General features: G+C 71.8%; 12 protein-coding genes. 4 read left to right on the top strand and 8 right to left on the bottom strand.

All coding sequences use genetic code 11. The annotated features are described in order from the left end of the window. Nucleotides 1-8 precede the first annotated feature (8 nt). The 4 genes from ACS3YM_RS06520 to ACS3YM_RS06505 all read left to right on the top strand — a co-directional run bounded on the left by ACS3YM_RS06520 (nt 9) and on the right by ACS3YM_RS06505 (nt 3245). A complete protein-coding gene (locus ACS3YM_RS06520; protein ID WP_439939261.1) occupies nt 9-257 on the top strand; it encodes a DUF2933 domain-containing protein in 249 nt (82 codons plus the stop codon). Between the two features lie 88 nt (nt 258-345). Beyond that, nucleotides 346-1026: an ATP-binding cassette domain-containing protein gene (locus ACS3YM_RS06515; RefSeq protein WP_439939842.1), complete on the top strand. Its 681-nt coding sequence runs from the start codon at nt 346-348 to the stop codon at nt 1024-1026. Between the two features lie 64 nt (nt 1027-1090). Then, nucleotides 1091-2572: an ABC transporter permease gene (locus ACS3YM_RS06510; protein WP_439939260.1), complete on the top strand. Its 1482-nt coding sequence runs from the start codon at nt 1091-1093 to the stop codon at nt 2570-2572. A gap of 76 nt (nt 2573-2648) precedes the next feature. Beyond that, nucleotides 2649-3245 carry a malonic semialdehyde reductase gene (locus ACS3YM_RS06505; RefSeq protein ID WP_439939259.1) on the top strand — a complete coding sequence of 199 codons (597 nt, stop codon included), beginning with the start codon at nt 2649-2651 and terminating at the stop codon, nt 3243-3245. Between the two features lie 31 nt (nt 3246-3276). On the opposite strand, the gene ACS3YM_RS06500 is transcribed toward ACS3YM_RS06505, so the two are convergent. The 8 genes from ACS3YM_RS06500 to ACS3YM_RS06465 form a co-directional block, all read right to left on the bottom strand. Then, nucleotides 3277-6759, bottom strand: coding sequence for an ATP-binding protein (locus ACS3YM_RS06500; RefSeq protein WP_439939258.1), 3483 nt, complete (start codon nt 6757-6759; stop codon nt 3277-3279). A gap of 2 nt (nt 6760-6761) precedes the next feature. Continuing rightward, nucleotides 6762-7520, bottom strand: a complete 759-nt coding sequence (locus ACS3YM_RS06495; RefSeq protein ID WP_439939257.1) for a DUF4194 domain-containing protein — start codon at nt 7518-7520, stop codon at nt 6762-6764. Beyond that, entirely contained in the window at nt 7517-9019 is a 1503-nt protein-coding gene (locus ACS3YM_RS06490; RefSeq protein WP_439939256.1) for a DUF3375 domain-containing protein, read from the bottom strand. Before ACS3YM_RS06490 ends, ACS3YM_RS06495 begins: the two co-directional genes overlap by 4 nt. Before the next feature lie 63 nt (nt 9020-9082). Next, a complete protein-coding gene (locus ACS3YM_RS06485; RefSeq protein WP_439939255.1) occupies nt 9083-9580 on the bottom strand; it encodes a VOC family protein in 498 nt (165 codons plus the stop codon). 6 nt (nt 9581-9586) lie between these two features. Next, nucleotides 9587-10402, bottom strand: a complete 816-nt coding sequence (locus ACS3YM_RS06480; RefSeq protein ID WP_439939254.1) for a maleylpyruvate isomerase family mycothiol-dependent enzyme — start codon at nt 10400-10402, stop codon at nt 9587-9589. A gap of 51 nt (nt 10403-10453) precedes the next feature. After that, nucleotides 10454-11299, bottom strand: a complete 846-nt coding sequence (locus ACS3YM_RS06475) for an SPFH domain-containing protein (RefSeq protein ID WP_439939253.1) — start codon at nt 11297-11299, stop codon at nt 10454-10456. A gap of 2 nt (nt 11300-11301) precedes the next feature. After that, nucleotides 11302-11712: an Hsp20/alpha crystallin family protein gene (locus ACS3YM_RS06470; RefSeq protein ID WP_439939252.1), complete on the bottom strand. Its 411-nt coding sequence runs from the start codon at nt 11710-11712 to the stop codon at nt 11302-11304. 127 nt (nt 11713-11839) lie between these two features. Continuing rightward, nucleotides 11840-12838, bottom strand: a complete 999-nt coding sequence (locus ACS3YM_RS06465) for a zinc-binding alcohol dehydrogenase family protein (protein WP_439939251.1) — start codon at nt 12836-12838, stop codon at nt 11840-11842. Nucleotides 12839-13018 lie beyond the last annotated feature (180 nt).

The raw sequence follows: 13018 nt of genomic DNA, 5'->3' as shown, positions 1-13018 counted from the left end.
GCAGGACGATGAACACTTCCCACCAGACACGCAACCCGAACCTCGGGATGTACGCGATCGCAGCTGCCATCGCCATCGTCGGCGCGCTCTGGGTCGGCGTCCCCGCCGGCACCCTCGCCGTCGTCGGCATCGCGCTCCTCTGTCCACTGATGATGATGCTCATGATGGGTGGCATGCACGGGATGCACGGCAACGGTGCGGGTAGCACCGGGCAGCCCCACGACCGCTCCGACGAGCAGCACCCGCCGCACCGCTGAGGTCGTCATGACCACGCGCCTCGACCCGGCCAGCCAACCACCTGCGCAGCCGCTCGGCCTGCCGGCTGCGCCGGAAGGACGGGCGCTGATGACCGCGTCCGGCATCGAGAAGTCCTACCGGCGCGGCATCTGGCCGGCCAGGCGGGCCCAACCTGTGCTGCGGGGCGCCGACCTCGAGCTCTACCCGGGCGAGGTAGCCGGGCTGGTCGGCGAGAACGGGTCGGGGAAGTCGACCCTGATGAGGATCCTCGTCGGCGAGCTCGCGACCGACGCCGGCACCGTGGACCACATCGGCCGGCTGGGCTACTGTCCGCAGGAGCCCGTCGTCTACGAACGGCTCACCTGCGACGAGCACTTCGAGCTGTTCGGCCACGCCTACCGCATGCGGCCGGTCGACGAACGCGCTTCCCGCCGCCGCCTCTACGAGACCCTGGGGTTCGAGCGGTACGCCGCCACCCGGGCCGACCGGCTCTCCGGCGGCACGCTGTCCAAGCTCAACCTCGGCCTCGCGCTCCTCGCCGACCCCGAGGTCCTGCTCCTGGACGAGCCGTACGCCGGGTTCGACTTCGACACCTACCTCCGGTTCTGGGACCTCGTCGCCGACCGTCGCACCGCCGGACGCAGCGTGCTCATCATCAGCCACTTCGTCGTCGACGAGCACCGCTTCGACCGCATCATCCAGCTCCACGACGGCACGGCCCACGTACGGCCACCCCACGCCGACAACCCGTCGATCCCCCGGGCCGGCACCGAGCGCAGCACCGAGTGAGCCTCCGATGGACACCGCATCGGCTACGACGACCGGGACTCCACGTGGCGGCCCGGGGTTGCTGGTGCGTCGCTTCGTCGCAGAGGCTGCCCGCAACCGCCTGACCCTCACCTTGCTCGTCGTCGTCCCCGTCGTGTTCGTCGCCGTCGTGGGCGGAGTCATCACCGACGCCGGAGAGCTCCTCGGCGGACAAGGTGGACCAGAGGCAGAAACGACCACCGCAGGCTGGACGGCCGGGTTCGTCGCCGCGGTCGCGATGTACTTCCAGGTGCGTTCGGCCCGGGCCGCCGACCGTCGCCTCGTGCTCGCTGGACTGCCGTCGTCGCGACTGGTCCTCGGGCGCATGGTGACCGGCGCCCTGCTCGCGCTCGTGGCCGCGGCTGCCTCGTACGCGACGTTGGTGGTACGAGTCGGCGGCCTCGAGCACCCCCTCCGGGTGGCCGCCGCGACCTTGATGTTCGCGGCGGTCTACCTCGCCCTGGGCGCACTCATCGGCGCCCTGGTGGCCGATCCCGTCAACGGCACCGTGCTCGTCCTGTTCGTGTGGCTCGTCGACGTCGTCCTCGGTCCCGCCTTCCGGCCGGCCGACACACTGGTGTCCCGACTCTTCCCGACCCACTACCTGAGCCTGTGGATGATGGACGAGCCCTCCGGGCACTCCGGCCGTCCCGGTGACCTCGGATGGGCGCTCGCCTGGACCGTCGTCGCCGTCTTCCTCAGCTGGGCGGTGGTCGCAACCGTCAGCCGCACCGCTCGGCCTCGCGCACCCGCCCGATCCGGCTCAGCTGTCGGACAGCTCGCCGTCGGCACCCGGATCTGCCTGCGCGACGTCGGCCGCAACCGGGTCCTGTGGGCGCTCCTCGTCGCAGTCCCGGCCCTCTTCGTCGCCCTGTCAGCGGTCACCACGCCCGACGGCTTCGAGACGATGACGGTCCGAGAAGCCGGCCGGGACGTGACTGCCACGTTCTGGTTCCCCGACACCCACCCGGGCCTGATGGCCCCCATCTCGGTCGGCGCGCTGGCCGCCGTCGTCGGCCTGTTCACCGCCCTGGGAGCACGCACTGCTGACCGGCGCCTCGCTCTCGCCGGGTTCCGGCCGGTCAGCCTGCTCGCGGCCCGGCTTGCCACCGTCGTCCTGCTCGCCGTGGTCGTCACCGCCACGTCGCTGGCGGTCACTGCGGTGTTCTTCGAGCCACGCCAGTGGGGCCCCTACGCCGCCGCGAACCTGCTCATCGCCCTGACCTACGCACTCGCGGGAGTCCTGATCGGGTGGGCGTTCGGGCGCGTCGGCGGGGTCCTCGTCGCGTTCCTCATCCCGTTCCTCGACCTCGCCATCGAGCAGAGCCCGATGCTCAACCCGGAACTCACGACGTTGGCACACCTGCTGCCCGGCTACGGCGCCAGCAGGGTCCTCTACGACGCAGCCCTGACCAGCACCTTCGACGAGTCCGGTTCCGTGCTCGTCGCCCTCGGCTGGCTGGTGGGCCTCGCCACCCTCGTCGCCCTGATCATGCACCGCTTCAACAGCCGAGCCTCCACACCGTAGCGGCGGGGCGGGCCGAGGTGAGCGGCATCACGGTCCATTCGGATTGATTGAATGCTCAACCGTCGTTGCAACCGTCATGACGGATTCCCTCGCCCTGCCCCCCGAGGCCCAGGCCCTCCTCTTCCGCGACGCCCGATCGGCCAACACGTTCACCGACGAGCCGGTGACCGACGAGCAGGTCGCCGCCATCTACGACCTCGTGAAGTACGGCCCGACCGCGATGAACAACCAGCCGCTGCGCATCGTCCTCGTCCGCGAGGGCGACGCTCGCGAGCGGCTGCTCAAGGTGATGGCCGACGGCAACCGCGACAAGACGGCGAACGCGCCGCTCGTCGCGATCCTCGCGGCGGACACCGACTTCCACGAGCACCTGCCGCGCACGTTCCCGCACTTCCCCGGCGCGAGGGACGCCTTCGCCGATCCCGTCCGCCGGGAGCAGGCGGCGCGCTTCAACGCGACCTTGCAGATCGGCTACTTCCTGATGGGTGTCCGTGCCGCCGGGCTCGCCGCCGGGCCCATGGGCGGCTTCGACGCCGACGCGCTCGACGCAGAGTTCTTCGCCGGCACGCACCTGAGGTCGCTGCTCGTGGTGAATCTCGGCCGCCCCGGCGAGAACGCCTGGTACGACCGGCTCCCCCGCCTCGAGCACGACGAGGTCGTGCTCGACGCCTGACCCCCGGCGACGAGAGCGCCGGTCGACGACGTCACCCCGTCGCGCCGCCGCCCGCCTCGACGCGAGCGTCGATGTCGGAGATGGGCGTGATCCAGGACTGGTGGGTGGTGCTGTTCTTGGTGATGGCGAGCAGCTCGTCCATGTGGGGCTCGAGACCGGTGACCTTGTCGAGCGGGACGCCGACGATGAGCTGGAAGCCCAGGCCGCGCCAGGCCTGGACGGCACGGCCGGCGAACTCGGAGTCGGCCTTCACGAAGCCCTCGTCGAGGAAGACCGGGGCGAACCGTGGCCGTGACCGCATCTCGTCGCCGAGCCGGAAGCGGAGAGCTGAGCCGACGATGAAGGCGACCAGCTCCTGGCTCTCACCGCCGCTCTTCTCCCCCAGCGTCCGGTAGGTCGCACGCAGCTCACCGGTGGTGTGGTCGTAGCGCTCGGCGCTGATCTCGACGTGACGGCGTACGTCGAGCAGCCGGTCGCGGTCGGTCAGCGACGCGGCTGCCTCGCCGACCTGGCTGGGCTTGCGCAGCTGCTGCATGAAGGCGCTGAGCTCGGCGAACCTCTTCTCGAGGGCCTCCTCGCCCAGCTCGCTGGTGGAGCCGGACGAGAGCGTGCGCAGGTCCTTCATGAACACCTGGACGTGGGCGGGGGCGAGCCGACGCAGCCTGATCCGGAGCCGGTCGCCCGAGGCGCCGAACTCCAGGCGGCGCAGGATGGCGTTGATCGGCTCGAGCCGGTCCTCGATCTCCTCGATGGAGGCGGCCATCGCGCCGACGAGGGGGACGAGGTCCTGCCCGCTCCACTCGGTGAGCCGACGTCGCCACTCGGCCCGGCGTGCGGCCAGACCCTCACCGCGGATGTCGTCGAGGATGCGGGCGTAGTCGGGGTAGGCGTCCGCGGTGGTGCCCAGGTTCGGGGAGTCCCAGTGGAACTTGTAGACGCGGAACACCTGCACGAGGTCGTCGTCGACCCGATGGAGCTCGGCCTCGGCGTCGGTGACCGCGTCGCGCAGCCGCTGGGCGAGTCGCTGGGAGGTCTCGGCGAACCGCGCGAGGTCGTCGGGGTCGGCAGGCGCCGCGGCGGCCGCGAAGTCCGCTGCCAGCGCCGCCTCCTGGTCCTCGTCGAGCACGACCCTGCCGTCGGCCTCCATCGCCTGGAGCCGGTCCTTGACGTCGTCCTCGGCGTCGACGAGCTCGGCGTGCGTGGCGTTGAGCTCGCGCTGCCGCTGCTCGACGCCGTAGCGGGCGCGACGCGTCTCCTCCACCCGCGCGGTGAGGTCGGCGATCTGCGCCTCGAGCGCCTGGAGCCCGTCGTCGGAGTCGAGGATCTCGGCGCGGCGGCGCTCGAGGTCGGCGATGCGGCGGTCACTCCCGTCGACGTCGAAGTCGTCGAAGCGCGCGGAGGCGACCGCGTCGTACGACGTGCGCTGCTGCTCGAGGATGCGTGAGCGCTGGTCGATCTGGCCGAGCTCGGCGGTAACCGCGTCGAGCCGCTCCTCGAGGTCGGCGAGCTCGGCGTCGAGCTCGGCCATCGCGTCGGCGTTGGAGAAGCCGATGATGTTGCGGGTGTCGCCTCGACCGTGGGCGCCGCGGCGGCCGTTGCGGGTCTGCCCGGCGAGGGTGACGCGGTAGCCCGCACCCGTGAGGCCGTCGGCGGACTCGACGCACAGGGCGTTGCGGGACGGCTCCTCGACGTGGGCCCGCACCCACCCGGTGAAGGGCGAGTCCTGGAAGACCAGCTTGCCGGCGACCCGCTCGGGATCGGCCGGACCGGGGTCGGGGAGGTCGAGCTCGACCCCCTCGAAGGTGAGCCGGCCGCGCAGCCGCAGTCCGTCGATCGCGGAGGAGAAGTCGTCCAGCCGGTCCAGCGGGACGAGCATCATCCGGGCACTGGCACCGAGGACCGTCTCGATCGCGGTGCGCCACCGAGCCTCGTCGGGCGCCACGTCGATCAGCTCCGCGACGAACGGCAGCTCGTCGACGCCGAGCCCGCTCACCTGGGCGACCTCCGCGCGCAGCTCGTGCATGCGGGCGGGCATCCGGCCGGCGCGGCCCTCCAACGACGCGCGCTCGCGACGCAGCGAGGACTGTCGCTCGCTGAGCGGGAACTGGCCGCAGAGCACCGCGTCGCGCTCGCGCCGGAACCGCTCCTGCTCGCGCTGCCAGCCGGCCAGCCACTGCTGGGCGTGGAGCTGGAGCACGGCGAAGGCCTCGCTCGAGAGCAGCGCGGCCTCGATGTCGGGCGCCTGCGCGTCGGTGGCGTCGATCAGCGGGAGCAGCCGCTCCTGCAGGACGGATCGGCGTGCGAGCCGGTCCTCCCGCACGACCTGCTCCTGCTCCAGGGACAGCGCGAGGGACTGCAGGGTCGCGCCGCCCGCAGCGCGGTGCGACTCCTTGGCCGCCTCGAGGTCGGCGAGGTGGGTGCGCTCCGCGGACGTGGTCGCGCTGAGCTCGTCGCCCGCGGCCGCGCGCTGGGCGCGGTTGTCCACCACGGCGCTCTCGATCAGCCGCAGGTGGGTGCGCAGCAACCACATCCGCAGCGGCGTGTCACCGCCCAGCGTCACGCCGTAGGAGTCGAGCTCCGCGAGCCGGCGCGTGGCCGCCACCTTGCGGTCGTGCAGGGCGGTGATCGGGCCGAGCAGCTCGAGCTTCTGCTCCTCGGTGCGCATCGCGGAGTGGGCCGTGTCGAGGTCGTCGAAGTGCTCGATCGCACGGTCCGCGGCGGCGAACGTGGAGGGGCGCTCGAGCACCATGTCCTTGTAGAGCTCGTCGACGCTCCGCACCTGGTTGCCCGCCTGGATGCGGGCCAGCAGCCGCAGCGCCTTGGCGCCGTCGCCGTTCGCGCCGATGCCGAGGCGCGCGTGCAGGACCGCGGCGAACTCGGCGTACGTCCGGTGCACCCGGATGCCGGGGAAGAGCTTCTTGAGCGTGTTGGCGTGGAACCGCTCGGGCACGGCGACCTCGAGGGCGTCGAGGGCCAGCGCCCCCTCCTGGGTGGCCAGCTGCATCTGCACGTCGCTCGAGCGGGTGGCTCGTCGTGGGACGTAGTAGGTGCGCAGCGCCGTGAACCGGCCGCCGCGGTCGTTGACGTACGTCATCGCGATCGCGCCCCAGGTGTCGGAGCCCTTGCCGCGGAGCAGCTTCTCGACCGGCCGCCCGGTCCGGGGGTCGTCGACCACGTCGACCGCGCCGCGCAGGTAGGACAGCAGGTTGCGCTGCCCGGCGCCCCGCGCACGGCCCGCGACGGCGTCGTTGGACGCGCCGTTGAACTTGGTGTCCGACGGCATCATCAGCGCCGTGTAGGCGTCGAGGATGGTGCTCTTGCCGACGCCGGAGGCGCCGGAGATCATCGTGGCGTCGCCGCGCAGCGGCACGACGGTGAGGCCGCCGAAGCCGCCCCAGTTGACGATCTGCAGCAGCGTCGCGCGCCACTGCATGGTGTCGTCCGCGGGCGTGGCGACGTGCTTCTGCTCGAAGAGCCCGTCGTCCACGGCCTGCTCGATCTCGTCGATGGACATGCTCACATCTCCCCTGCGGTCTCGCCGGCGGTCGTGCCGTCCGGGTCCGCGTCGTCGTCGAAGAGGTCGGCCGGCTCCTCGGGCTCGGGCGGCGCGTCGCCGCTGTTGGCGGCCAGGAGCGCCTCGAGCAGCTCCTGCAGGAGCTCCAGCGGGATCAGCGGCTCCACGGCCTCGCTGATCTCGAAGCGCTCGTCGTTGCCGGAGGGGATCAGCAGCCCCGCCTTGACGACGCTCGCGACGGCGTTGCGCGCCCTCTTCTCGTCCCCGGCGACGTCGGTCGCGTGCGAGGGCCGGAAGCTGGCGACGTAGCCGACGATGTCCTCGCGGTCGATGTAGACCCGGGCGTCGCCGCTCGCGAGCCCGGCGCGCAGCCGGTCGCGCAGGTGGACCAGCACGAGCGTCTCCTCGCGCGACCACGCGGCGTCGTAGAGCATCGTCGGGAAGCGGCTGCCGGTCTCGGAGGTCGCCTGCCGCTTCCACGCGACCTCACGGGCCCGGTCGACCATCAGGTCGAGGAAGAGGTCGTTGAGCCGTGAGCGGATGAGCCGCTCGTGCTCGACGAGCACCGTCCAGTCCCGCGGATGCGTGCGGGCGCTGATGAAGCGCTGCTTGAGCAGCGTCACCAGCACACGGCGCTGGGAGTACTCCAGGCCGCCCTCGTCGCCCTCGAACAGGGAGACGGAGGTCCCGTCCACCATCTCGTCGTCGACCAGCTCGACGTCTGTCTCGGGTCCGGTCTCGGCGCTCGTGTCGAGGCTCATGCGCGGGGCTCCGTCTGTCGCTGGGTGTGGTCGAGGTCGGGGTCGGGCAGGGGCGTACGAGGCACGGCGAAGGTGCGCCTGCTGCCGTCGGGGCGCACCGCGGCGAAGGCCTCCACGGCCTCCTCGGCCAGCCACTCACGGTCGGCCGCGAGGTGCAGCAGGCCGAAGATCTCGACCGGTCTGCGCAGTGACGGCTCCAGCTCGTCGAACAGGGCGCCGAGCGAGCCGACCGGGAGCAGCGAGGTCATCACCGCGTCGAGGCGCTCGCGCAGGGACGCCAGCTTCGGCCCGCCCTGCGCCACCAGCTCGGCGAGCGAGACGGGGGGCGCCAGGGCGGGGTCGGGCGTGTGGATGCGGTCGGGCAGCACGTCGTCGGCCGGGTCGTGGAACCGCTCCCGGAGGTGCTCGATGCCCGCCCGGGCGGGGAGCAGTGCGACGTCGTGGACGGCGCGGGGCCCGGTGGTCGCCATCCAGGTCATGAGCTCGGCCTCGACCTGACGCAGCGTCTGCTCGAGCTGACGGTCGCGAGCCGCGTCGTGCGAGACGATGTACTCCTTGAGGGTCGCCGTCACCCGCGACCTCTGGGCGAGCACCCGGTCGAGGCCGTCGCGCACCAGCCGTACGGTGCCGCGGAGCTCGGCGCGGTCGGCGTCGCTGAGGATGCGATCCGACAGCGGGTGCTCGAGCAGCGCCGTCAGGTCCTCGCGCAGCTGGGTCACCAGCGCGTCGTCGCGCAGCAGGGCGAACGCACCCTCGAAGGCACGGCCCTCGTGCGTGGCCGTCATCAGCGCGTCGGCGCGCGCCAGGTAGTCGTCGATCACCTCACCGGCCGGGCGGTCCTCGGCCCGGAACGCCGACAGGATCTCCGTGCGGATGGTCGCGAACCGCTCCTCGACCCGGGCGAAGTCGCTCGGCAGCGCGGAGATCAGCGAGAGCAGCTCGGTGAAGCCTTCGAGCATGTAGTCCTCGGTCGCCCCGTCGAGGTCGCCCCCGTCCACCAGGCGGTCGCGCTCGGTGCGGAGCCGGGCGATCTCCTCGTTGAGGATCGTCACGCGTGCGGTCCGGTCGGGGTTGGCCTCGGAGTTGAAGCGGCGCACGGTGCCGAGGATGGTGGCGACCCGGTGCTCGCTGAGCGTGGCGCGGTCGCGGGCCAGGTTCTTCACCAGCTCCAGCGCCTGCTGGGCGTGCGAGGTCAGGGCATAGACCTCGTGGCCGGCCTCGTCGAGCGACCGCACCAGCCACTGGCCGCGCATCCAGCGCTGGCAGATCTCGCGACCGCTGCCGGCCGGGACGTCCTGCTCCCCTGCCAGCCGCATCTCGGCCAGGTGCTCCTCGACCTGGGTGTGCAGCCGGGCGGTCGGGATCGGCTGGTTGTTGCGACCGAACGCCGTGCGGAAGATCGTGATCACGACCGGCGCCTGTCGCTGGTGGAGGAGGGTCAGCGTCGGTTGCGCGAAGGCCCCCTTCACGCGCGCCAGCTCGCCCGCGATCTCGCTCACTGCCGGTCCCCCGCTCTGTCCTCGCCCTGGTTCGGTGGGCAAGCATGACAAAGGGGTCCCGGGCTACAGCACCTTGGTGCCGTACATCTCCCCCAGCGGGTCGGCGATCAGCTCGAGCCGGGCGCCGTTGGGGTCGCGGAAGTAGATCGACGTCCCGCTCTCCTCGACGTAGTCCACCCCCGCGGCCTCGAGGTTGCCCTTGAGCCGCTCCCACCGCTCGGGCTCGACCGAGATGGCGATGTGGTGCAGCCCGCCCAGCACCTCGGCGTACGGCCCGACGTCGAGGCCCGGGAAGTCGAAGAAGGCCAGCAGGTTGTCGTGGCCGATGTCGAAGAAGAAGTGGTTCGAGCCCCGGTAGTCGCGGTTCTCGAAGATCTCCGTCAGCGGGAACTCCAGCACCCCCTGGTAGAACCGGATGGTCTCCTCGACGTCGCGGGCGACGACGGCGAAGTGGTGGAGGCCACGCGCGCTGGAGGCCGGGCGGGAGTCCTCCGGCTGGAGGTACTCCGCACGGATGCGGTCCCGCTCGGCGTCGATGGCGGTCAGGTCGATGTCGGTCATGGGCGCTCAGATCCTGAAGAAGGTGTTCAAGAAGCGGTCGGCGACCGCGCGGTCGCCCCTGATCGTGCCGGAGTTGCTGCGACCGAAGGCCGTGAGCACGAAGCTCCCGGGGTCGAACTCGAGGACGGTCAGGTCCTCGACGTCGCCCGGCGCGTACGAGAACCCGTCCTCGGTCAGCGAGATGCGGGTCTCCCCCGCGTTGGGGCCCGACGTGATCCGGATGCCGACCTCGTAGGGGCCCTCTGTCGACAGGGCGTTGCTGGTGTACTGCCACAGCACGAACATGAACGGCGTCAGGAGGTCGGCCGCCTCACCGGAGAGGCCGTGGGCGCGGCCGGTGCCCTGGCGGACATCCCAGGAGTGCACGCCGTAGTCCATCAGCTGGAAGGCCGGGTAGAAGAAGGCCGGCAGCGGTCCCATGTAGAAGTGCGGGACCTGCAGGTCGGTCCAGTCCTCGTCGGTGAGGCCCTCGAAGATCTTCATCATGGCGTCGAAGTCCGCGCGTGCGCGCCCGACCAGCTCGGCGCGCGGGACGGACCGGAACGCCTGCGCCATCTCGTCGCAGCGCTGCCCCATGCCCGGCAGGCCGTAGGCGGCGTCGACCTGCTCCTGGTTGCGAGCCGCGTCGAAGGACACGAAGTAGGCCTCCGTGGTGTCCACGAGGTGGCCGACCAGGTCGCGGACCTGCCAGTGACCGGCGCCCGTGGGAGCCTCCCATGCGGCGTCGCTGTCGACCAGCTCGAAGAACTGCCCTGCCTCCTCACGCACGACGCGCAGGATCGTGTCCTTGGCCTCCGGCGTCATCGCGTTCCACGTGGTCATGCCCATCGCCTCCGTTCCGGAGCACGCTGTGGTTGCGTCTTCAACTTGACGCTATACCTGCGCGCGTCGCGCTTCCAGTGGCGCGACCACCGGACCGGCCGGCGCCGCGCCCGGGTCGCTCGCCGCGGCACGGACCTCCCGTTGCAGGAACGCGCCCAGGTCCCCGATGGTGCTCATCAGCGGCGCCGGGAACACGACCGTCGTGTTCTTGTCCACGCCGATCTCGACGAGGCTCTGGAGGTTGCGGAGCTGCAGCGCGAGCGGGTGGGCCATCATCGTGTCCGAGGCCTCCCCCAGCGCCGCGGCCGCGGCGGACTCACCCTCCGCGGCGATGATCTTCGCCCGCTTCTCCCGCTCGGCCTCGGCCTGCCGGGCCATCGCCCGCTTCATGCTCTCGGGCAGCTGGATGTCCTTCAGCTCCACCAACGTCACCATCACGCCCCACTCGGTCGTGGTCCGGTCGAGGATCTCGCGGATGTTGACGTTGATCCCGTCCGTCTCCGACAGGGCCTGGTCGAGGCTGTGCTGGCCGACCACGTTGCGGAGCGTGGTCTGGGCGATCTGATTGACCGCCGCCGCCACGTCCTCGATGGCCAGCACGGCCTTCTCGGCATCGGTCACGTGGTAGTACGCCACGCCCGCGACGTCGATGCTCACGTTGTCCCGGGTGATGATCCCCTGCGACTGGATGGGCATCGTGACGGTGCGGAGGGAGACGCGCCGCAGCACGTCCACGAAGGGGATGATGAAGCGCAGCCCCGGGTCACGGACGCCGCGGAGGCGGCCGAACCGCAGCAGCACCCCGCGCTCGTACTGCTTGACCACCCGGATCGACAGCGCGAGCAGGGTGACGGCGACGACCACCACGATGAGGACGACCCCGAGCAGGACGTCCATCGTCAGTCCCCGGTGCGCGCGATCGGGATGCGGGTCGGTTCGGGGACCTCGCCGACGGCGGGAAGCGAGACGGTCAGCACGCCTGCGGCGTAGGTCGCCTTGACGTCCTTCTCCGTGCACCCCTTCGGCAGCGGGACCCGCCGGCTGAAGGAGCCGAACCGGACCTCGCTGTGGTGCTCGTCGTGCTCCTCCTCGCGCCGCTCGCCGTGGATGACGAGGTAGCCGTCGTCGACGGTGACGGTGACGTCCTTCTCGGGGTCGATGCCGGGGAGGTCCGCACGGATGACGTAGTTGCCGTCCTCGCGGAAGGCCTCGATCGGGATGAAGCCCACGCCGCCGGACGGGCGGAACGGCGTCATCGTCTCCAGCCAATCCATCATCTCGGCGAGAGGACTGGTGCTCCGTCGCGTCATGAGTGCCATCTGCGTGCCTTTCTCGTGCCTGGTTGCCTGTCACCTCGATCCTCGGCCGGGCTCGCGGCGCGCAGCAGAGCCGGAAGCACCGGACCCACCTGCCGACCGGCCCGGGACCGCGCCGGGATCAGCAGACCCGCACGACCGCGGCACCGGTGACCCGGCCGGAGGCCAGGTCCTCGAGAGCCCGGTCGGTCTCCCTGAGGTCGTACGTCGTGGTGCGCGGGTGGAGCCCCAGGGTGCCGGCCAGCGCCAGCAGCTCGCGGCCGTCCTCTCGGGTGTTGGCAGTGACGCTCGTCAGCGTGCGCTCGCGGAACAGGTGGGCCTGGTAGTCCAGCGCGGGGACGTCGGTGAGGTGGATGCACGCCACCGCGAGCGTCGAGCCCTGGTCGAGGGCCCGCAGGGCGACGGGCACCAGCGTGCCGACGGGTGCGAACAGCACGGCCCCGTCGAGCGGCACCGGAGGCACGTCGTCGACGTCACCGGCCCAGTCCGCTCCCAGCTCCAGCGCCAGGGCGCGCGCGGCTGGCTCGCGGCTGAAGGCGTGGACGTGGAGGCCGGTGGCCAGGGCGACCTGCGCGGTGAGGTGGGCGCTGGCGCCGAAGCCGTAGAGCCCCACGTGTCCCCCGTCCGGGACCGCGGCCCGGCGCAGCGCGCGGAAGCCGATGATCCCCGAGCACAGGAGCGGCGCGGCGACCTCGTCCGGGATGCCGTCCGGCAGCCGGTAGGCGAAGTCCGCCGGCACGACGGCGTACTCGGCGAAGCCCCCGTCGGCATCCCATCCGGTGTAGCGCGAGTCGCGGCAGAGGTTCTCGCGCCCCGAGCGGCACCACCGGCAGGTCCCACAGGTCGAGCGCAGCCACGCGATGCCGGCCCGGTCGCCCGGCTGCCATCCCTCGACCCCGTCCCCGACCCCGACCACCAGTCCGACCACCTCGTGGCCCGGCACGCGTCTCGGCGACCGCGGGACCAGCTCGAGGTCGGCCAGGTGGAGGTCCGTCCGGCACACGCCGCACACGCGCACCCGCACGAGCAGCTCGTCCGGGCCGGCGACCGGAGCCGGGAGGTCGACCCGCTCCACCCGACCCGGGCCGCCCGGTCGACCGCTCACCACCCAGGCCTCCACGGATCCACCCTCCCGCGGGCGCCGACCGAAGCACAGGGTCGTGCGACCGGCCCGGGCGAGGGACCTTGTCCTCTGGACGGGGGCGGTCTCGGCCCAGCGCCGTCGTTCACGGCGTACGACGCTTGCGCCTGCCCGAGGGTCCGCGCGACGATGGTGGTGGCCGGCGCCCTGCCTCCCGGC

This window comes from Nocardioides sp. N13(2025), assembly GCF_051912545.1.
Lineage (GTDB): Bacteria > Actinomycetota > Actinomycetes > Propionibacteriales > Nocardioidaceae > Nocardioides.
The sequence above is the reverse complement of the archived record's forward strand: the minus strand, read 5'-3'. Positions and strand labels throughout refer to the sequence as shown.

Excerpts from the sequence above, each read along its gene's own strand:
- ACS3YM_RS06520 (WP_439939261.1), top strand. The coding sequence starts at position 9 with ATGAACACTTCCCACCAGACACGCAACCCGAACCTCGGGATGTACGCG.
- ACS3YM_RS06515 (WP_439939842.1), top strand. The coding sequence starts at position 346 with ATGACCGCGTCCGGCATCGAGAAGTCCTACCGGCGCGGCATCTGGCCG.
- ACS3YM_RS06505 (WP_439939259.1), top strand. The coding sequence starts at position 2,649 with ATGACGGATTCCCTCGCCCTGCCCCCCGAGGCCCAGGCCCTCCTCTTC.
- ACS3YM_RS06500 (WP_439939258.1), bottom strand. The coding sequence starts at position 6,759 with ATGTCCATCGACGAGATCGAGCAGGCCGTGGACGACGGGCTCTTCGAG.
- ACS3YM_RS06495 (WP_439939257.1), bottom strand. The coding sequence starts at position 7,520 with ATGAGCCTCGACACGAGCGCCGAGACCGGACCCGAGACAGACGTCGAG.
- ACS3YM_RS06485 (WP_439939255.1), bottom strand. The coding sequence starts at position 9,580 with ATGACCGACATCGACCTGACCGCCATCGACGCCGAGCGGGACCGCATC.
- ACS3YM_RS06480 (WP_439939254.1), bottom strand. The coding sequence starts at position 10,402 with ATGACCACGTGGAACGCGATGACGCCGGAGGCCAAGGACACGATCCTG.
- ACS3YM_RS06475 (WP_439939253.1), bottom strand. The coding sequence starts at position 11,299 with ATGGACGTCCTGCTCGGGGTCGTCCTCATCGTGGTGGTCGTCGCCGTC.
- ACS3YM_RS06470 (WP_439939252.1), bottom strand. The coding sequence starts at position 11,712 with ATGACGCGACGGAGCACCAGTCCTCTCGCCGAGATGATGGATTGGCTG.